This is a genomic window from Zhongshania sp. (assembly GCF_029212375.1).
Classification (GTDB): Bacteria; Pseudomonadota; Gammaproteobacteria; order Pseudomonadales; family Spongiibacteraceae; genus Spongiibacter.
The window spans coordinates 84,408-103,442 of sequence record NZ_JARGNU010000015.1 but is presented as its reverse complement, the minus strand read 5'-3'; the positions used below and the strand labels follow the sequence as shown (position 1 = coordinate 103,442).

Sequence of the window (19,035 nt, the reverse complement as noted above, 5' to 3'; positions counted from 1 at the left end):
ACTGACAGAACTTGATAGTCAACAGAGGGTTGATCTGGCAGTGGACTCAGTGCAGTTTGTTCGTCGGCAAACCGAGAACGAATCCGCTGATTGAGCTTGGCTACAGTTTTGTCGATCCAGAATTGGTACGCCTCAATGCACTCAAAATCGTGATTGCCACGCAGCTTGAATTGTTGTGACAAGCGATGTTTCAACGAACCGTTGGCGCATTCTACAACACCGTTTTCATGCGACTGGCCAGGGTTATTGCGGGTGGGCTGCATACGATAATGATCACACAAATCGCGGTACGCATCTGTCCATATATTCTGGGTATTATTGCGTGCTGCGCTGAGGCTGTCGGTGCGATGCTCAACCGGGCTGCCGCCTGCTTGTTGCAGTGCGCGCTGTAAACCACAGGCTAACGCGGCGTAGCTTTCGCCGCCTTGCACTATCGTGACTGAGCGCCAGCCGCTATAAGCAAGACGAAACTGATAGAGCAAGTGGGGAAAGGCCTGACCCGCAAGGGTAACCGCGTCATCGGGGTGGGTGAAATCGGAAAACCCTTGTTGCCCGATCACCGCTTGCTGGCGAAACATTACCTCTTTGTCGGGGCCGCACAGCGCTCGCCATTGCTTTACCCGTCGTTGTAGCGTTCTCAATACACGTTGATCGTAGTGCTCGGGGTAGTGCTCTTGCAAATACTCCAATAGCGTCAGTCCAGTGAGGCTCGGCTCGCGTTCGAGTAACACCACAAGCTCACGCGCCCAGACGGCCTCCAGCGGATCTTCGCGGGTGCGCCAGTGACGCTCAGGTGGGTGGTGGATTGGGTCTTTCTCGATTCTACGGCCTGAACGAACGGAAATATTTGTCTTCGCGGCTGCGGTTTCTTGGGTGATACCACGTTGTCGATGCTGCATATACAGCTCCTCTTGTCGTTGGGTGATATGTAATCCCGGCACGCTGTTCTCCAAGGGAAAATCAAAGTACCGAACGTTACACCCAACCGGCCAAGATAGTTGTCGTCAACCGGTCATCCTAATTGTCGCCGAACACACTACAAAACTTGATTAAAAAATATCAATTAGAAAAAGATCTAATTATATCAAAGCAATACAAAAAAATAGATGCAATCTATAAAGCTACAAATATTAAGGATTATAGAAATAAAAAACTAGGGCACAATGATAAAGACGTAAAGCTTGGGTATACAAAATCAGAAGTTAATATTACTCCGAATCAAGCGCATGATCTGCTGTCATTAATGATGGTCCTTGTTGTCGATATTTCTTCTAAAGTCGGTGAGTCTATTTCTAGTCAAAACACTGAATCAAGAGATGTTACAGCTAAAGAGAACAGCTCCACTTTTTTAAATAAGCTAAAATCGTATAATCGGGTAGCCGAGGGTCTCTAACCCTCAGCCCCCACAACACCCTGCATGCGGATCCGCACAGGGCGTTTCACTAAGAATGGTGAAGCTTGATCCAACCATCGCGCAATTCGTACAACCCCTGAGATTTTAAATAGGCATTGGATAATGCCTGATTAATCCTCGGTGTTTTGGAGCTGCGCCGTGGGCCTTCGCCTAAAGCGCCTACTGTTGGTGCTGGTAATGCCACACGCAACGGCAGCCTGTACGTGAACGCCTCGACTCATCAGGTTTCTTGCTTTGGTTGGTGGCTTTAGCCACTGCCGCCCCTCTCTGCTTCTGAAGAATGCCATCCGCACTCTGCGCCGAATCCAATGATCTAGATCGACGCACAATTGATAACAGTTGGCGATACCAAAATAGTTAATCCAGCCTCGTATAAATTGGCTGGTTTTAAAGAGCTGATATTTCATCGACACTCCCCAGTTGCGATTCGTTAACAAACGAATCTGCTGCTTGAATTTCTGCAGTGTTTTGAGTTCCATTGTATACGGGCGTACACAAATCATTGCAGGGGACATTTGCCTCAGGCGTTAAGACGCTTGACATCACGCTCTGCGTACATACAATGTACTTATGATTAAGTTCGAATGGGACCCCGAAAAGGCTCGATCCAACCTGAGAAAGCATGGCGTCTCCTTTGAGGAGGCCAGATCGGTCTTCTATGATGAGTTTGCTATCCAATTCGATGATACGGACGAGTCCCTTCAGGAAGAGCGCTTCCTTATGCTCGGGCTCAGCAATGACCTACATATTCTAATGGTGTGTCATTGTGAACGTCATTCAGGGGAGTCAATTCGAATCATTTCTGCACGTAAAGCGACGAAGAAGGAATCCAAATTTTACACTGGTGGTGCCCAATGAAAGCTGAATACGATCTTTCAAAAATGAAGTCCCGCAAGAACCCTTATGCTTCGAAACTCAAGAAGCCCGTTACGATGCGGCTGAGTGAGGATGTGATTGCGTATTTCAAAAGTATGGCGGAGAAAAAGGATGTCCCATATCAAAGCCTAATAAATCTCTATCTTCGTGATTGCGTGGCTCATCATCGTGAAATTGATATATCGTGGCAAGACAAGCCTTAATCGGGTAGCCGAGGGTCTCAGCCCACAACACCCTGCATGCGGATCCGCACAGGGCGTTTCACTAAGAATGGTGAAGCTTGATCCAACCATCGCGCAATTCGTACAACCCCTGAGATTTTAAATAGGCATTGGATAATGCCTGATTAATCCTCGGTGTTTTGGAGCTGCGCCGTGGGCCTTCGCCTAAAGCGCCTACTGTTGGTGCTGGTAATGCCACACGCAACGGCAGCCTGTAGGTGAACGCCTCGACTCATCAGGTTTCTTGCTTTGGTTGGTGGCTTTGGTTGGTGGCTTTAGCCACTGCCGCCCCTCTCTGCTTCTGAAGAATGCCATCCGCACTCTGCGCCGAATCCAATGATCGAGATCGATACGCCCCAGTTGCGATTCGTTAACAGGCGAATCCGCTGTTTGAATTTCAGCAGCGCTTTTGAGTGCCATTGAATACGGCCAGCTTCAATCGACTTTTGAAATCTGTAATATCCGAACTTTAGCAACATGCCACAATTGGGGCGTTTGCAAAAAACCGGTCGATTACACGCGAAAAGCCCGTGGCCTTTTCCGCAAATTACCTAAGCTTTGTGGCTGTAGACAAGCCAGAGGATTTCATTGGAGCACATGTTATTGGCCGTCTGTTTATTACCCAGCAACAAACGTCCAGCCGCCATTTTGGGTAATAAGCAGCGACCCAAGCAGTTTATAAGTAAATTCCCATGCTAGCGGGCATGTAATGGTGTCTTTGTAGGGGTAGGATAAGGCATCCCCTATGCGCAGGTGCACAATGAGCTTTACGATTCGCTTGGGCCAACAAGGCTACCAATTTGCCGATTTAAAGACCCTGCTGGCCAAGGCCAGTCCGGCGCGCTCGGGTGATTATTTGGCGGGTATTGGCGCAGGGAGCAATGCCGAACGCGTTGCCGCCCAGTGGGCTTTGGCAGATTTGCCGCTGCGCCATTTTCTGAACGAGCTGCTTATTCCCTATGAAAGCGATGAGATTACTCGGCTTATTGTCGACGGCCACGATCCGCTCGCCTTTGCGCCGGTAGCCCATTTAACCGTTGGCGGCTTTCGCGACTGGCTATTATCCGATGCCGCCGACACCGCCGCGCTAACCGTCCTAGCGCCGGGCTTGATGCCAGAAATGGTGGCGGCAGTTAGCAAGCTAATGCGACTGCAAGACCTAATTGTGGTCGCCAAGAAGTGCGAGGTTGTTACCCGTTTTCGCAATACTATTGGATTGGCGGGCCATTTTTCTACACGGCTGCAACCTAACCATCCCACCGATAATGAGGCGGGTATTGCTGCCAGCCTCATTGACGGTCTGCTCAATGCCAGTGGCGATGCGGTGATTGGCATTAACCCCGCGTCAGACAACACCCAAACCGTGGGAAGATTGCTGAGCCTACTCGATGATTTTATTCAGCGCTTTGAAATTCCCACTCAATCCTGTGTGCTCACCCATGTTAGTACAACATTAGCGCTGATAAATCAGGGCGCGCCGGTGGATTTGGTCTTTCAATCCATTGCTGGCAGCGAGGCGGCCAACAGCAGTTTTGGTATTAATATCGCAATGCTCGCTGAGGCTCATGATGCGGCGCAGTCGCTGGGACGGGGCAGAGTTGGTAATAATGTGATGTATTTTGAAACGGGGCAGGGTAGCGCGCTGTCGGCCAATGCCCATCACGGGGTCGATCAGCAGACAATGGAGGCCCGCGCCTACGGGCTGGCACGGGCGTTTTCGCCGCTGTTGGTCAATACCGTGGTGGGTTTTATAGGGCCAGAGTATTTATATAACGGCAAGCAGATTATTCGCGCTGGCTTAGAAGATCATTTTTGCGGCAAGTTGCTGGGCCTGCCGATGGGCTGTGATATTTGTTACACCAACCACGCCGAGGCCGATCAAGATGACATGGATATATTGCTGACGCAGTTTGCCTTGGCGGGGGGCAGCTTTATTATGGGGGTACCCGGCGGCGACGATATTATGCTGAATTACCAAAGCACCTCCTTTCAAGACGCGCTTATGATTCGTCGACTCTTAAAGCTGCCACCCGCGCCTGAGTTCTACCAGTGGTTACAAAAAGCCGACATTATGGATGCCAAGGGCAATTTACTAAGCGGGCAAAATCTGCCCCCTGCATTTGCCAAAGCCCTCAACATGGAGGTGGGTAACTGATGAGCAGCAAGTCACCAGACCGCTGGCTGGCGTTAGGCGACTACACCTCGGCACGTATCGCCCTTGGCCGCACTGGCGTGTCTGCAACCACGGCAAATCATTTGCAGTTTCAGCTCGACCACGCAAGGGCGCGAGACGCCGTGCACCAAGCGTTCGACCCACTCGCGCTGGCTGCCCAGTGTAAGACCGCGCTCGCCGGCATTAGCAATGCGCTATTTCCAGAGCAAGTACTATGCAGCCTAGCGGCTAATCGCCAAACCTATTTGCAGCGACCCGACCTAGGCCGACAATTGCCCGAGGCCCAGTGGCAATTATTACGGGACCAAGCCACAGGGCAGCCGCCAATAGATGTGGCGCTAATTATTGGCGACGGCCTATCGTCGGCGGCAATAGCAGCTCACGCGGTTGCGGTATTGCGCTTATTGGCACCCGCTTTACATAAACGTGGCCTACAGCTCGGACCACTGTGTATCGCTAGCCAAGCTAGGGTGGCGCTGGCCGACGACATTGGTGAAGCCCTTAAGGCAAAGCTCAGTGTGATGTTGATTGGCGAGCGACCAGGCTTAAGCTCGCCAGACAGCCTTGGCATGTATATTACCTATGGCCCGCAACGAGGCCGTTCAGATGCCGAGCGCAATTGCATTTCCAATATACGCACGGGTGGTCTCGGCTACTCGCAAGCGGTAGATACGGCGCTGTATCTACTGCAAGGTGCCATACGCAAAGGTCTCAGTGGCACCATATTAAAAGATGAATCAACAAATTTTGATGTGGCTGCTCGCGGCATTCCCTTTTTAAAATAACCGCTATATCAATGGCTTGGCGGCACGCTATTCGGTAGTGGTAAGCCCGTATGTTTTATTAACGCTGCGCCAGTCAAAATCTCCTACTATATTAAGGTCAGATTATGCGTAGCTGCGTCAGGCAGATGTCGGCTTCCCCAGTCCGTATTCAACACCATAACCGCAGCACGGTATGGAGATGCTTAACGAGGCAACAGCGTAAAGCAGCGGAAAATAAAACTGGATACAAATAAGTTGTAGAGGTGATTTTGTGGAAGCTCCAAAGATACCAGAGAATGAATATGAACGATTAGATACCCTCCGTGCACTGGGTCTTTTAGACACTCCAATGGAGGAGCGCTTTGACCGTATTACCCGTATGGCGCGGCGCTTATTCGATATTCCAATTGCCCTAGTAAGCCTAGTTGATGAGAATCGGCAATGGTTTAAATCCTGTATGGGCTTAGACGTGCGGGAAACGCCACGGGATATTTCCTTCTGCGGTCACGCAATACTTGGCGACGACGTGATGGTGGTAGAAAACGCAGGCACCGATGCGCGTTTTGCCGACAACCCTCTGGTAGCTGGCGATCCGAATATAGGCTTTTATGCGGGTTACCCTATTCACGCCCTTAATGGCCAAGCAATTGGCACCTTGTGTTTAATTGATAACAAGCCACGCCAGTTATGCGAGGAAGAGTTAGAAATATTTCGCGATTTAGCGTTAATAGTCGAGCGCGAAATTGCCGCGGTGGAACTCGCCACCCTCGACGAACTTACCAATATCAGTAATCGGCGCGGCTTTTTGATGCTCGCTGAGCACGGTTTAAACATGTGCGCGCGCCGTGACTTGCCGGCGTCGCTGGTGGTACTCAATATTGATAAATTTAAAGCGATAAATGAAACCTTTGGTCGGCGCGAGGGCGATCGTGCGCTGCGCAGTTTTACTGAACAAATGAAATGCAATTTGCGCGCGTCGGATCTTTTTGCCCGCATTAGCGGCAATGAGTTTGTTGTGCTGTTAACCAATACCCAGTCGGCCCAAGCCGAGCAAGTAATGACCGACTTTACCGTTATTTTGAGTGAGTTTAATAGTCGCGTTAGCAGGAGCTATGATCTGGCCTTTTCCTACGGCATTGTTGATTTTAACGCCAGCAAGCATTCCACCGTAGAAAAAATGCTCAGCGATGCCGACATCATTATGTACGACCAAAAGAAACAAAAACGCTATTCTCAACGCCGCGCAGAAAAAGTCTAAAGCAGCATCCTCTCCCGCCAACAAGGAAGTGGCGGAAACCCCTATCCTTACACTGAATGGCTGTATTCCACTAGCCGCTGGCGTTACTATTCGTAAAATGCCGCATGCACACCCTACGGTGAGCAACTAAAGAGCGGTACCACGAAGGAGTGACGAAGTGAGTAACATTCAATACCCCCTAGAAGGCTCCTGCCAGTGCGGCAATATTCGCTATCAATTATTAGCTCCGCCCTTAAAAATTATGGCCTGTCACTGCAAAGAGTGCCAAAAGCTATCGACCAGCGCTTTTAGTATTACCGCTTTGATCAATGCAGATACACTTATTGTGCAAGGGGAATTGGCCCAGTGGGAGCGCCTCGCCGAAAGCGGCAATAAAAACTACGCCAAGTTTTGTCCACACTGCGGCAATCGCATTTATCACTTTAATCCCGATCAGCCGGCGACGATTAAGCTCAAGGCGGCCAGCCTCGACGACACCCGTATTCTCAAACCCGAAGCGCATATTTGGGTTTGTCAAAAACAAGACTGGTACCAGATTCCTGAAGGGGTAGCCCAGTTCGACAAACAGCCCTAGGCTTAACGACAGAGAGGCTGAAATTCATGTTGTATCGTTTTCACCGCGGCCACAATTAAAAACTTAAATTTTGGGTCACGGCACCACATGTCTGACACATCGCAAGTCCTCCCTAGGAGCTTTAACAGCATAAGCCTGCGACATCATGTCGCATTGCTGTTGGCCGTTTAATCTCTAGAATGTGCAGCTCAAATTTGAGGTGCACATGTCAATTTCCTTCCCACGCTTTTTATTACTCGGCTCTGCGCTCGTAAACTTATCGGCTTTTGCCGAGCACTCGACGCTTGAAACGGTTTTAGTTACTGCAACACGCGCACCTCAGCACTTGGCAGACGTTGCCGCCAGCGTGGGCGTTTTAGACCAAGCGACCATCGAAGCACTCAATCCCAGCCATGCCAGCGAATTGATGAACCGCATTCCCGGCGTCAATATTGTACAGCTCGGCTCTGGCGGCGAAGGCGTGGCCGCGGCCATACGCCAACCCGTGTCTTACAACCCTGTTTATCTGTATTTAGAAAACGGTGTGCCCACGCGTTCTGCGGGATTTTTTAACCACAACGCCCTCTACGAGGTAAACACCGCCTTGGCGAACGGGGTAGAAATTATTAAAGGCCCCGGTTCAGCGCTGTACGGCTCCGATGCCATGGGCGCGGTCATTAATAGCTTGGTTGGTCAGCCCGCAACAGAAGACCGCAGCACAATCACACTTGAAGCCGGTGAATTTGATCATTACCGCAGTCAGTTACGGGCCGCTCGTGTTAGCGACCACAATAGTTACACCGCTAATGTGTCGGTGGGCAAAAACGGTAGCTGGCGAGACAATAACGACAGCGAGCGCCAAGAGTTGGTGTTGGGCTGGTTTCGCCAGTTCGATTCCGCGTGGCAGGTTAACACCGTGTTGAGCGTCAGCAAGGTCGCCATGGCCACCGGCGGCTCGGCGCTGAGTTTGGCCGACTTCTATAGCCAGCCAGAAAAAGCCGGCAATACCATTGGCTACCGCGATGTGAGCGCGCTGCGGCTGTCTTCGGCATTTGAGTTTAGTGGCGACGATCACAGCCTTAGCATTACGCCGTTTATTCGCAGCAATGCTCTTACCTATGTGGCAACGTGGGCCTTAAACACCGGTCGCGTGCAGCCCGCGCCAGCGTGGTGCCCGAGTTGTTCACCCGCGCTAGACTCTCAAGACGCCCATATTAATGAAGACGGCCACGACTCCATCGGCGTACTGCTGAAGTATCGCCAAGACCTCTCTGAGTACAGCTTCGTCATTAGTGGCGTAGACATAGATCGCAGCCGCGGCGAACAAACCCAGTTTTATATTGAGCGCACAGACAATGACCCCGGCCAGTATTGGTTAAGCTACCAAAAAGCGGGGCGTTTATACGATTACACCGTTGATTACCTCTCGGTATCGCCGTATATCCACGCCGAGAGTCAGTTTACTGAACGGCTGCGGGGCAGCGCGGGCCTGCGTTACGACGCGATTGCCTACGACTATCAAGACAATATTGCCAGCGCCCCCCAAGATCCTGGGCACTTGCGGCCGCTAGATCAAACCTTAGATTTTGAGCACCTAAGTCCAAAACTGGGATTGGTTTACGATTTCTCAGACGCCATCAATGGTTACACATCATACCGCCACGCGTTTCGTATTCCCTCGGCTTCACAACTATTTCGTGCTGGCGACACCGCCGATTCCACCGCCTTGTCGCCAGTAACAGCCGACAGCATTGAATTTGGCCTGCGAGGTAATTTAGATGCCGCCAGCCGCTTTGATCTGGCGGTGTATTACATGCGCAAACAAGATGAAATTTTATCGATAGCCGATCCGCAAACCGGCACTAGGCGCAATGCCAATGCCGGGGAAACCTCCCATCGCGGTATTGAATTAGGACTGGAGCGAGATATTAGCGAACGACTGGATATAGGCCTTGCCTACACGCGCTCCAAACATCGTTATGAAGAGTGGATTGACCGCAGTGGCGATTACAGCGGCAATACCATGCCTGACGCGCCAGAAAGCTTCATCAATGCGCGGCTCAATTACCGCCCTGAACTGTTAAACGGCGGTTATATCGAGTTTGAGTGGTTGCGCCAGGGCGAGCATTGGCTGGATGAAAAAAACGCCAACGACGGTATTGTCGGCGATCTGGATAAATACGACGGCCACAGCTTGCTGAATATTCACGCCGAATATCAGCTCAATGCCCAGCTGAGTTTTTATACCCGCATTTATAATGTGACCGACCGCCGGTACGCGGAAACCACCAGTAAATACGGCCCCGCATTTACCCCAGGAAGTCCGCGCTTAGTGACCTTTGGTATGCGGGTGGACCTGTAATGACGGCCAGCCAAACGCGTCCAAATAAACTTATTGCCATACTGCTGCGCTGGCACGCGCGGGTCGGCATGGTGGTCGGCTTAGCCATAATTGGCTGGGGATTGAGCGGGCTGTCGCATCCGATTATTTCGCGCATCCAGCCGGTTGCCGACGCCTTTATTTACAAGCTAGACGCGCTACCCACGGCAGATTTACTCACCGTGGCCGAGGCCGCTGATCGCGCCGGTATTACTGGCAACGCTTCGGCGCTGCGCTTGCTCGCGTGGCAGGGCCGGCCTTGTTATCGCCTTGTTGTGGCCGGCGAGCCGGTATGGCTGGATGCCCGCAGCGGCGAGATTATTGAGCAGGGCGAAGCCGATTACGCGGTACACCTTGCTAGGCATTATTTGGGGGATCAGCACAGCGCCATCCGCTCCGTTCAGTTACAAACCGAATTTAATGAAGACTATGTTTACGTAAATCGCTTGCTGCCGGTGTGGCGGGTAAATTTTGCGCGAGACGACGGCATGCGGGTTTATGTGGATACCGCCAGCGACCGCCTCGGCACGGTAGTGAATAACACCAAGGCCCTTACCAGCGCGTTTTTTCGCAATGTTCACTCTTGGGTTTTTATTGAAAACACCAATTTGCGCCTCAGCATAATGACTATCTGCCTGCTTGGCGGGGGGCTAATCGCCCTTGCTGGCCTAGTGCAATATTACTTGCAGTGGCGGGCCAATCGCGGCTGGCGGCAGCGCTCACGCTTATTGCGTCTGCACCGCAGCCTTGGCCTCACTGTGGCAATAACGGCGGTCACGTTTACGGGCAGCGGTTTATACCATTTATGGCAAAAGCAATTTGCGCCAAGTGCTGCGGCGGTATCGCCAATGACCGCGCCGCTTGCTAGCCTAAATTTAGATTGGTCTGCCCAAGGCGCCAGCGTGGTGCAGGCCGACCTAGTGAATATCGGCGACGACTATTACTTTCGGGTTTGGGCAGGCGGTGAATTGGCATACCGCAGCGCCGTGAACGGTGAACTACTGGCCAACGGCGAGGCGGTTCACGCCCAAGCGATTGCACAAGCCTATATGCCAGTGGCGGCGCCGCTACTGGCAATGCGCACCGTAACGGCCTTTGCCGATGAATACGGCTTTGTGAACAAACGCCTGCCCGTGATTGCCCTCGATTACGACAATGCCGAGCACCTTAGTGTGTATGTAGAGCCGCGCAGTGGCGCCTTGGCCGCAGTGGTTCGCGACAGTGATCGCCTTGAAGGCCTGAGCTTTTCAGTGCTGCATAAATGGCATTTTATAGATGGCTTGGGCCGCACCGCCCGAGACAGTATTTCGGCGCTCTTTGCCGCGGGCATCGCGCTGGTGTTTGCCCTGGGTATGATCATGTATCTGCGTCGGGCCCTTCGCCGGCGCAAGTAAAACCCGCCGTTAATGTTTCGGGCTTGAAAAAGCCCGCCGCAACAGTCAGGCTGCTCTCACAAACAAAATGACGAGACCAACCATGGCCAGAAAATCCATAGACCTCCCCGAGCGCTTTCTATTCACCACCGAATACGTGGTTTTGTACTCTGACGTAAATGTGGCCAACCATCTCGCCGCCGATCGCATTCCCTCCATCGCCATTGAAGCCCAACTGCGCTTTATTATTGCCTTGGGTTATGAGCACGCCACTGCATTTGAAGAGGCGGGCTTAATTATGGCCCACTCGGAAATTTCCTATCTCACCGAGACTGATTACGGCGACCGCTTAGAAATTGACGTAACCGCCTGTAACTTCACCACCAAGAGCTTTGATCTGGTGTTTAGATTACGCAATTTAAGCAAAGGCACCGAAACCGCACGCCTAAAAAATACCATGCTGTTTTTCGATTACACGACAAAATCTGTCTGCCCTGTGCCAGCGAGTTTTAAGGCTAAAGTGGCAAACATGTGACCCAAGCTTGCAGACAAGCGCAAGCGTATACGAGGCTAACAGCGTGCAAATAAAAACGGCATTCAGCTTACTGGCGGTGGGGCTATTACTCAGCTTTGCCACTCAGGCCGAGGAATCATCACCCACCGGCCCCCTGCCTAAGTGGGAGTTGGGCGCAGGCGTGGCAGGCTTGAGCCTGCCCGACTACCCCGGCGCCGATCAGAGCAGCAGCTATGTGCTGCCCTTTCCCTACATAATTTATCGCGGTGAGCGCATCAAGGCTAATCGAGACGGCCTGCGCGGCCTGCTAATTGAACATCGCCGCTGGGATTTAGATATTTCCGTCGGTGGCAGTCTGCCGGTCAATAGCAGCGACAACGACGCCCGCGCCGGTATGGAGAGCCTCGACTTTAGCTTTGAACTTGGGCCATCGCTGCGCTTTAAATTCTACGATACGCCAAGCCAAAATCTGCAATTACGCTTCAATTTACGGGCCTTGCTCGCCGTGGATGGTTTTCCGGCCTTCAACTACGAAGGCTGGCTGTTTAACCCCGAATTGCGCTGGCGGCAGCACCTAACCGACTCGCTAACCTGGGGCGCAAGCCTACAGATGCGCTATGGCAGCGACGACTATCACCAGTATTTTTACGGTGTGGCAAACCGTTTTGCCACCGCCAGCCGACCAGCCTATCAAGCGGAAGAGGGTTACAATAGCAGCGGGGTTGGGCTTAATTTGCGCTGGCTTGCCAATGCCGACTGGCGACTCAATGTGGCCGCTGCCTATATTGATTTACACGATGCCAGCTTTAACGACAGCCCCTTATTTAAACAAAACAATGGCGTGTATTTTGGCTTGTCGGTATCGCGTATTTTATGGCGGGCAAGCACGCGGGTAGGGGCTGACCCAAGCGACTGAGCCCAGCTGAACTGCCCGCGTGATTGGGCTACAATAGCCGGCTTAGTACCTGCACCAGCCGCTAGTTAATCTTGGAAATCCGGTTTTATGCCCCATTCAACATCCCCAACTGCCGTCGTTATTGGCGGCGGCCCCGCGGGTTTAATGGCCGCCGAGCAGTTGAGCGCAGCGGGGCATGTGGTGGCGGTGTACGACAGTATGCCAACCGTGGGGCGCAAGTTTTTACGGGCCGGTATTGGCGGCCTCAATCTCACCCACAATGAAGCTTGGCCAGACTTTGTCGCCCGCTTTGGCGACCGCGCGCCGCTATTGCAACCCTGCCTAGATGCCTTTAATGCCGATGCGCTGCGCGAGTGGGCGGCGGGCTTAGGCGTCGAAACCTTTGTTGGCAGCTCAGGGCGGGTATTCCCCATCGAAAAGAAGGCCGCGCCCTTACTGCGCCGCTGGCTGCAAAGACTGCGCGCCAGCGGGGTGAAAATTCATCACCGCCACCGCTGGCAGGGTTGGAGTGAAGAGGGCGCGCTGCTCATCCAAGGGCCAGAACATACGCTCAGCCTTAGCCCAGACATCACCGTATTCGCCTTGGGCGGCGGCAGCTGGTCGGCATTGGGTTCCACCGGCCAGTGGCTCAATCTATTTGAGCAACGCGGTATTCAATGTGCGCCGTGGCGACCTAGCAACTGTGGTTTTGAATACCCTTGGCGCCCCGAGTTTATTGCCGAGCACAGTGGCGCGCCCCTCAAAACCATTGAAATTAGTGTGACTGACCACAAAGGTCGGCGCTGGCAGCAGCGGGGCGACGCCGTTATTTCTGCCTACGGTATCGAGGGCGGGCCAGTGTATGGCGTGTCGGCGGCCATTCGCGACGGTATTGCCGAGCGCGGGGAATGCACCGCGTACTGGGATCTAGACCCCGACCGCAGCCTAGAAAAATTACAACAAGCCATTGCCAAGCGCCGCCCCAAAGACTCCCTCGCCAATGTGCTGCGCAAGCAATGTGGTTTGTCTGGCGCCAAGCTGGCACTGCTAAAAACCCTCACCAGCAAGGCGCAAATGGCAGATATTGATGCCATCCCCGCCTTAATCAAAGCCCTGCCGCAAACCTTCAACAGCACCCGCAGTTTAGACGAGGCAATTAGCACGGCGGGCGGGCTGTGTTTCAGCGAATTAGATGAGCATTTCATGATCAAGAAGCTGCCAGGCAGCTACTGCGTAGGAGAGATGCTCGACTGGGAGGCGCCGACTGGCGGCTACTTATTAACGGCTTGTTTTGCCAGTGGCCGCTGGGCCGGCCGAGCTGCGAGTGCACGACTCGCCAGCGCATAAACACGCCGCTACGCACCGCGTATTCATTTTATAAAACGGAGACCTTAACATGGCGATGATCGAATTTTCCCCCGCAGAAAAAGACCTCATAATCGATAAGGTGCAGCGCTATTTTGTGGCTGAATTAGATCAGGATATTGGCAAGTTCGACGCAGAGTTTCTCATCGACTTTTTCTCAGAAGAAGTCGGCGCGTATTTCTATAATCGCGGATTGAACGATGCCAAGATGGTGTTAGAAGCTAAGTTAGCGTCAATTTCGGATGATTTGTATGAAATAGAGAAACCCACAAGTTTTGTGCGCTAAGTTTACAACGTCCAGATAAACAATAAATTCAGACAAAAAAAGAGCGCTCATAAGAGCGCTCAAACATACCTAGAGTAGGAGACTTCAAATGATTAGAGGGAGCCTATGCTAGAAAGTTCAGCCGCAGAGGGCGCAAACCAATAACTTCCGCTAACAGGTGTGGAAAAATCAGTTAAATGATCGTGAATACCGTCGTCTGTGCAGCCAAACATACTGGCTAGAATACGGTCAAATCGCTGAATATCGCAGCTAAAAGCCAGAAAATACAAGCCATGTTCTAGCACGCCACCGTAGGGCACGCTGCGCCGATATAATTTTTGGGCCTCGCCATTTATTTTCACATCACTGCGGCTAACGTGGGAGTTTTCGGGCATACGCTCGTCGTCAAGCTCAATACTGTCGGGCTTGGTGCGGCCAATCACCTCTTCTTGCTGGCTTTGGCTAAGGGCGTGAAAACTGGCCAAATTGTGTATCCACTGCTGACTCATCACAAAGCTGCCGCCAGCGCCCACTTCGCCTTCTGGTATTAAGGCCACCAACTTTTGGCCTCGCCCCTTGGGGTTTTCGGTGCCGTCGATAAAGCCCGACAAATCGCGGGAGTCTTTATACAGAAAACCAATTTTCTCAAGGCATAAGCTCGCCACCTCGGCCAACGCCGAGCTGATAGCCATCGCCGCGTCAAAATTTGCACTGTGATTATTGCCGTGTAACCACAGTAAAATACTGTGCTGGGTAGCAGGGGCAAGTCGCTGGCCGCTGCCAATAGCAGCAAAAGGTTTTAGGGCCTTGGGCACACTGGCTGGGGCAAGCTGCTGCCAGCAATCTGCACCAAAGGCCCATACGCTGTTGACCTCGTCGCTCAGTGGCAGCGCAATGGCCTTGGCTAGGGTCGAACGCAACTGCTGTTCACTTAGCCCTTCAATGAGCTGATACTCCAGAAAAAAGTGCGAGGTAGCACCCTCCACAAAAATACCGGCTTGCGGTTCTGACATACGCTTTCTCCTATTTTGGGTGTGCTTATATGGTCATGTTTACCGTTGTAGGCGTATTTGCGAACATGACAAACACGTCATCAACAATGCTTGTTAGTAGCTTAACGCGGATTTACACTGAGCGGCCTTTTTATGCTCCACAGAGGATGCCATTTTGACCGCATCGTTAGAACAAAGACTGGCATTTTTCGCAGAAGAACCAAAACAACATCTATTGCGCCAAATTCTGCGCGGTATCGAGAAAGAAAGCCTGCGCGCCGACCCCGACGGCATGTTAGCGCAAACTGGGCATCCCGCTGCCTTTGGTTCGGCGCTGTGCCACCCGTCAATCACCACCGATTTCTCAGAAGCGCTGCTCGAATTTATTACACCGGTCAGCCCCTCTATTGACGAGACCCTTGCCGAACTGGATGCCATCCATCGCTTTGCCAATAGCGAGCTCAACGACGAGATTATCTGGAATGCCAGTATGCCCTGCCGCTTAGGCGAAGGCGACGAGGCAATACCCGTAGCCCGCTACGGCAGTAGCAACACCGCGACCATGAAAACCCGCTACCGCCAAGGGCTTGGCCACCGCTACGGCCGCAAAATGCAGACCATTGCCGGCATTCACTACAATTTCTCGCTGCCTAAATCGCTGTGGGCCGAGCTGCACGCCGCCGACGGCAGCGAGCTGCTGCTAGAAACCTATATTACCAATAGCTATTTCGGTCTGATCCGCAATTTCCGCCGTTACGCTTGGCTGCTGGTGTATTTATTTGGCGCCGCGCCCGCCGTTTCCCGCTGCTTTTTAAACGGTCGCTCCCATAAATTGCAAGCCTGTGGTGAGTACACACTTTACGGCCCCCACGCCACTTCGCTACGGATGGGCGATTTGGGCTACCAGAGTGATGCCCAGCAAAACCTCCATATTTGCTATAACCACCTCGACTTCTATGTAGAAACGCTGCGCAAGGGTATTACCACCTCGCACCCCGACTACGAAAAGATTCCCAAGAACGAACAACTGTCGAGCGGCTTGTTGCAGATAGAAAATGAATTTTACAGCCCGATTCGCCCCAAGCGAGTCACCCAAAGCGGCGAAATTCCAATTGGTGCACTGCGCCGCGCCGGTGTTGAGTATATTGAGGTGCGCTGTTTAGACGTAAACCCAATGCTACCACTGGGTATCAACGCCGAACAAATTCGCTTTATCGACGCCTTTTTGCTGTTCTGCCTATACCAAGACAGCCCGCCCTGCGACGACGATAATAATGCCGAAATCAGCGCTAATTTATTAGAGGTGGTCAACCGCGGCCGAGAGCCAAGCCTGCAATTAAGCCAGCATGGTCAGCCCCGTGCGATGCAAGACTGGGCCGAAGAGCTGATTGGCGGCATTAGTAAAATCGCCACGCAGTTAGACACCGCTCACCGCAGCACAGACTACAGCGCAAGCTGCGTTCAGCAGCTGGCTAAAGTCCACGATTCGGCGCTCACGCCATCGGCGCAGATCGTTGCCGAGCTTGAAAGTGGCGTGGAGTCCTACTACCACTACGCCATGGCGCAGTCGCAAATTCATGCCAAGGATTTTCGCGAGCGCGGCCTGCGCCAGGCCGAAGTTGCCCGGTTTAAGCGCCTGCAGGAGCAATCTCTCGCGGCCCAAGCAAAATTGGAAGCGGAGCAAGAGGGCGAAGATTTTGAGGATTACCTCGCCCGCTTCTACGAGCAATATAAAGAACTGTGAACTATCTCGCCCATTTCCTGCTCGCTGATCAGCTAGCCAAGCGCTGCCAACTCGACGAGCAGGGATTGTTAATAGGTGGTTTATTAGGCGACTTTGTAAAAGGCCCACTGCGCGGCGACTACCCCAGCGCTTGGGAAACAGGAATTCGCCTGCACCGGCGCATCGATGCCCTAACCGACAGCCACCCGCTGGTAACCGAGTGCTTAGATGCGCTGCCCAAAGACTATCGTCGCTTTGGCGGCATCATGCTCGATGTGTGTTTTGATCACTGCCTCAGCATTAATTGGCAAGACTTTCACCACCAGAGCATTGGGACCTTTAACGCCCAAAGTTATGCCAACTTGCTCGACAGCAGCAGCGCCTACCCCAAGGCGGCCAAGCGCCAGATTCGATTTTTAGCCGAATACGATGTACTGAGTAAAATGCACAACTGGCCTAATATTGAAGCCATGCTCGACCGTATTGGCCAGCGGGTGAAACGCGACAACCCACTAGGCCACTGTGGCCCAGAATTGGCACGGCTGCTGCCTTTAATCGAGCGGCAGTTCAAGGCATTATACCCAGCCTTAAGCGCCCAATTATGCGACGAATTCGCTACGCGCTAGCACTAAAAACCACGACTAAGGTCGGACTTGTCAGTTTTTGAATATGCCCCTACTGTAAGGCGCTCACGGAGAGACTCACTATGCCACTCACATCCCGCTGGATTTACGCGTTTATTGTATCCAGTTGCTGCGCGCTGCTGGGCTACGCGCTATATACCCAGTATTTCGACGGCCTGCACCCATGCCCGCTGTGCATCACCCAGCGTGCCTTTTTTGTATTAACTGCGCTGGTCGCGCTACTCGCCTTAATCATTCACCCCCAACAAAAAGGCCGCTACCTCAGCGCCGGTTTAATGGTGCTGTTTACCACGTTGGGTGGCGCGGTAGCCTACCGCCAAGTATGGCTGCAAAGCCTACCCGCCGACCAAGCGCCCGCCTGCGGCCCGAGCCTTGAATATATGTTTGCCAACCTACCCTTTGGGGAAGCCTTTAGCACCCTCATGATTGGCGACGGCAATTGCGCAGAAATTGTGTGGACTCTATTTGGCCTAAGCATGCCTAACTGGTCTTTGTTTGCCTTTATCGGGCTAGCCCTGTGTGCAATCGCCAGCGCACTGCCCATGGTTAAGCGCTGATGCTGGCAGGTTTACTCACCTTACTCGGCTGCCAACTGGCGGGCGAGTTTTTACAGCGTGCGCTAAACCTGCCCTTACCCGGCCCCGTGCTTGGCATGCTGCTATTATTTGGCGGGCTGTGCCTACGCGGCAGCGTACCCAAGGATTTAGAAGCGGGCAGCCAACGCTTAATTGAATTACTACCCTTATTATTGATGGCGCCAGCGGCGGGGGTGTTCTTTCTTGGCGCCGGCTTTGCCGACCAGTGGCCGGGCTTTATTGCTGCGGTCAGCCTTGGCACTGTTTGCACCTTGGTATTTTGCGGTTTGCTAATTCGTTTTTTACAGCGCCGAAATAGCCGCCCATGATCGACTTATTCCACGGCCCGCTGTTTGCAATCACCCTGACCTTATTGGCATATCAAGGCGCCATGTTTCTGTACTTGCGCAGCGGCCGCGCCGCAATTTTACACCCCACTATTAGCGGCGCCAGCCTCATCGCCATTGCCCTAATACTGCTCGGCCAAGACTACCACGCCTATTACCGCAATATAGATTGGCTGACGTTTTTACTGGGCCCAGCCACCGTGGCACTGGCGGTGCCGCTCTATCGGCAGTTGCATTTACTGCGCAATATGGCGGGGCCGCTGCTAATTACGGTTAGCGTCGGCGCTGTTTTTGCCTCGGTATCGGCGCTACTATTAGCGTGGTTATTCGGCGCCAATCAAAGCACTTTGCTGTCGCTGACCACCAAATCTATTACCACACCAATCGCGATTACGGTGACCCAAGATATTGGCGGCATTACCACCATCGCGGTGGCCTCGGTAATCTTAACCGGCGTGGTCGGGATCACCACCATCACGTGGTTATTCAATAAATTGGATATTCAAGACGATCGCCTGTGGGGATTTTGTTTAGGTTTAGCGGCCCACGCCATTGGCACTTCGCGGGCGTTTGAACGCAGCCCCGTGGCCGGGGCATTTTCGAGTTTGGCGCTGTGTTTAACAGGCACCTTTACCGCTGTGTTTGTACCCATTGCTGCGCGCTGGTTTTTTTAATTCGCGCTTAATGATTTTTAATAACCATT

At 52.7% G+C, this 19,035-nt stretch carries 21 protein-coding genes; 18 read left to right on the top strand and 3 right to left on the bottom strand.

The window, feature by feature from the left end; translation table 11 throughout:
- Positions 1-899, bottom strand: an 899-nt coding sequence (gene istA / locus P1U47_RS14670; RefSeq protein ID WP_301029964.1) for an IS21 family transposase, incomplete at its 3' end; no start/stop codon positions are given.
- A 122-nt stretch (positions 900-1,021) separates the two neighbouring features.
- Between istA and P1U47_RS14665 the strand changes: the two genes are divergently transcribed.
- Positions 1,022-1,393, top strand: coding sequence for a hypothetical protein (locus tag P1U47_RS14665; protein WP_301029963.1), 372 nt, complete (start codon positions 1,022-1,024; stop codon positions 1,391-1,393).
- A 131-nt stretch (positions 1,394-1,524) separates the two neighbouring features.
- Here P1U47_RS14665 and P1U47_RS14660 read toward each other — a convergent pair whose 3' ends face one another.
- Positions 1,525-1,821 (bottom strand): group II intron maturase-specific domain-containing protein, encoded by a 297-nt coding sequence (locus tag P1U47_RS14660; protein ID WP_301029965.1) that lies wholly within the window; start codon positions 1,819-1,821, stop codon positions 1,525-1,527.
- A 163-nt stretch (positions 1,822-1,984) separates the two neighbouring features.
- On the opposite strand from P1U47_RS14660, the gene P1U47_RS17605 reads away from it, so the two are divergent.
- The 12 genes from P1U47_RS17605 (at position 1,985) to P1U47_RS14605 (ending at position 14,072) form a co-directional block, all read left to right on the top strand.
- The gene (locus P1U47_RS17605; RefSeq protein ID WP_366943182.1) at positions 1,985-2,272 is read left to right on the top strand and encodes a BrnT family toxin; all 288 of its coding nucleotides are present in this window, start codon (positions 1,985-1,987) and stop codon (positions 2,270-2,272) included.
- Positions 2,269-2,493, top strand: coding sequence for a BrnA antitoxin family protein (locus P1U47_RS14655; RefSeq protein ID WP_301029962.1), 225 nt, complete (start codon positions 2,269-2,271; stop codon positions 2,491-2,493). Before P1U47_RS17605 ends, P1U47_RS14655 begins: the two co-directional genes overlap by 4 nt.
- Positions 2,494-3,271: 778 nt before the next feature.
- On the top strand, positions 3,272-4,666 hold the full coding sequence (locus tag P1U47_RS14650; RefSeq protein WP_301029961.1) for an ethanolamine ammonia-lyase subunit EutB: 1,395 nt from the start codon (positions 3,272-3,274) through the stop codon (positions 4,664-4,666).
- Positions 4,666-5,469 carry an ethanolamine ammonia-lyase subunit EutC gene (eutC, locus tag P1U47_RS14645; protein ID WP_301029960.1) on the top strand — a complete coding sequence of 268 codons (804 nt, stop codon included), beginning with the start codon at positions 4,666-4,668 and terminating at the stop codon, positions 5,467-5,469. The genes P1U47_RS14650 and eutC overlap by 1 nt, the downstream gene beginning before the upstream one ends.
- Before the next feature lie 250 nt (positions 5,470-5,719).
- On the top strand, positions 5,720-6,706 hold the full coding sequence (locus P1U47_RS14640; protein ID WP_301029959.1) for a sensor domain-containing diguanylate cyclase: 987 nt from the start codon (positions 5,720-5,722) through the stop codon (positions 6,704-6,706).
- Positions 6,707-6,863: 157 nt separating this feature from the next.
- Complete coding sequence (locus P1U47_RS14635; protein WP_301029958.1) at positions 6,864-7,280, top strand: GFA family protein; 417 nt, start codon at positions 6,864-6,866, stop codon at positions 7,278-7,280.
- 205 nt (positions 7,281-7,485) lie between these two features.
- Positions 7,486-9,621, top strand: a complete 2,136-nt coding sequence (locus tag P1U47_RS14630; RefSeq protein WP_301029957.1) for a TonB-dependent receptor — start codon at positions 7,486-7,488, stop codon at positions 9,619-9,621.
- Complete coding sequence (locus tag P1U47_RS14625) at positions 9,621-11,033, top strand: PepSY domain-containing protein (protein WP_301029956.1); 1,413 nt, start codon at positions 9,621-9,623, stop codon at positions 11,031-11,033. The genes P1U47_RS14630 and P1U47_RS14625 overlap by 1 nt, the downstream gene beginning before the upstream one ends.
- A gap of 82 nt (positions 11,034-11,115) precedes the next feature.
- On the top strand, positions 11,116-11,547 hold the full coding sequence (locus P1U47_RS14620) for a thioesterase family protein (protein WP_301029955.1): 432 nt from the start codon (positions 11,116-11,118) through the stop codon (positions 11,545-11,547).
- Between the two features lie 43 nt (positions 11,548-11,590).
- Positions 11,591-12,442 (top strand): MipA/OmpV family protein, encoded by an 852-nt coding sequence (locus P1U47_RS14615; RefSeq protein WP_301029954.1) that lies wholly within the window; start codon positions 11,591-11,593, stop codon positions 12,440-12,442.
- Between the two features lie 87 nt (positions 12,443-12,529).
- A complete protein-coding gene (locus P1U47_RS14610) occupies positions 12,530-13,768 on the top strand; it encodes a TIGR03862 family flavoprotein (RefSeq protein ID WP_301029953.1) in 1,239 nt (412 codons plus the stop codon).
- A 49-nt stretch (positions 13,769-13,817) separates the two neighbouring features.
- Positions 13,818-14,072, top strand: a complete 255-nt coding sequence (locus P1U47_RS14605) for a DUF2164 domain-containing protein (protein ID WP_301029952.1) — start codon at positions 13,818-13,820, stop codon at positions 14,070-14,072.
- Between the two features lie 92 nt (positions 14,073-14,164).
- On the opposite strand, the gene P1U47_RS14600 is transcribed toward P1U47_RS14605, so the two are convergent.
- Positions 14,165-15,064, bottom strand: a complete 900-nt coding sequence (locus tag P1U47_RS14600; protein WP_301029950.1) for a Dyp-type peroxidase — start codon at positions 15,062-15,064, stop codon at positions 14,165-14,167.
- Between the two features lie 154 nt (positions 15,065-15,218).
- On the opposite strand from P1U47_RS14600, the gene gshA reads away from it, so the two are divergent.
- The 5 genes from gshA (at position 15,219) to P1U47_RS14575 (ending at position 19,006) form a co-directional block, all read left to right on the top strand.
- Positions 15,219-16,787 (top strand): glutamate--cysteine ligase, encoded by a 1,569-nt coding sequence (gshA, locus tag P1U47_RS14595; protein WP_301029948.1) that lies wholly within the window; start codon positions 15,219-15,221, stop codon positions 16,785-16,787.
- Positions 16,784-17,392 carry an ACP phosphodiesterase gene (locus tag P1U47_RS14590; protein ID WP_301029947.1) on the top strand — a complete coding sequence of 203 codons (609 nt, stop codon included), beginning with the start codon at positions 16,784-16,786 and terminating at the stop codon, positions 17,390-17,392. Before gshA ends, P1U47_RS14590 begins: the two co-directional genes overlap by 4 nt.
- An 80-nt stretch (positions 17,393-17,472) precedes the next feature.
- Positions 17,473-17,967, top strand: a complete 495-nt coding sequence (locus P1U47_RS14585) for a disulfide bond formation protein B (RefSeq protein ID WP_301029945.1) — start codon at positions 17,473-17,475, stop codon at positions 17,965-17,967.
- Positions 17,967-18,314 (top strand): CidA/LrgA family protein, encoded by a 348-nt coding sequence (locus P1U47_RS14580; RefSeq protein WP_301029943.1) that lies wholly within the window; start codon positions 17,967-17,969, stop codon positions 18,312-18,314. The genes P1U47_RS14585 and P1U47_RS14580 overlap by 1 nt, the downstream gene beginning before the upstream one ends.
- Positions 18,311-19,006, top strand: coding sequence for an LrgB family protein (locus P1U47_RS14575; protein WP_301029941.1), 696 nt, complete (start codon positions 18,311-18,313; stop codon positions 19,004-19,006). Before P1U47_RS14580 ends, P1U47_RS14575 begins: the two co-directional genes overlap by 4 nt.
- Positions 19,007-19,035: the final 29 nt, after the last annotated feature.

Excerpts from the sequence above, each read along its gene's own strand:
- P1U47_RS14660 (WP_301029965.1), bottom strand. The coding sequence starts at position 1,821 with ATGAAATATCAGCTCTTTAAAACCAGCCAATTTATACGAGGCTGGATT.
- P1U47_RS17605 (WP_366943182.1), top strand. The coding sequence starts at position 1,985 with ATGATTAAGTTCGAATGGGACCCCGAAAAGGCTCGATCCAACCTGAGA.
- P1U47_RS14655 (WP_301029962.1), top strand. The coding sequence starts at position 2,269 with ATGAAAGCTGAATACGATCTTTCAAAAATGAAGTCCCGCAAGAACCCT.
- P1U47_RS14650 (WP_301029961.1), top strand. The coding sequence starts at position 3,272 with ATGAGCTTTACGATTCGCTTGGGCCAACAAGGCTACCAATTTGCCGAT.
- eutC (WP_301029960.1), top strand. The coding sequence starts at position 4,666 with ATGAGCAGCAAGTCACCAGACCGCTGGCTGGCGTTAGGCGACTACACC.
- P1U47_RS14630 (WP_301029957.1), top strand. The coding sequence starts at position 7,486 with ATGTCAATTTCCTTCCCACGCTTTTTATTACTCGGCTCTGCGCTCGTA.
- P1U47_RS14625 (WP_301029956.1), top strand. The coding sequence starts at position 9,621 with ATGACGGCCAGCCAAACGCGTCCAAATAAACTTATTGCCATACTGCTG.
- P1U47_RS14620 (WP_301029955.1), top strand. The coding sequence starts at position 11,116 with ATGGCCAGAAAATCCATAGACCTCCCCGAGCGCTTTCTATTCACCACC.
- P1U47_RS14610 (WP_301029953.1), top strand. The coding sequence starts at position 12,530 with ATGCCCCATTCAACATCCCCAACTGCCGTCGTTATTGGCGGCGGCCCC.
- P1U47_RS14605 (WP_301029952.1), top strand. The coding sequence starts at position 13,818 with ATGGCGATGATCGAATTTTCCCCCGCAGAAAAAGACCTCATAATCGAT.
- P1U47_RS14600 (WP_301029950.1), bottom strand. The coding sequence starts at position 15,064 with ATGTCAGAACCGCAAGCCGGTATTTTTGTGGAGGGTGCTACCTCGCAC.
- P1U47_RS14585 (WP_301029945.1), top strand. The coding sequence starts at position 17,473 with ATGCCACTCACATCCCGCTGGATTTACGCGTTTATTGTATCCAGTTGC.
- P1U47_RS14580 (WP_301029943.1), top strand. The coding sequence starts at position 17,967 with ATGCTGGCAGGTTTACTCACCTTACTCGGCTGCCAACTGGCGGGCGAG.
- P1U47_RS14575 (WP_301029941.1), top strand. The coding sequence starts at position 18,311 with ATGATCGACTTATTCCACGGCCCGCTGTTTGCAATCACCCTGACCTTA.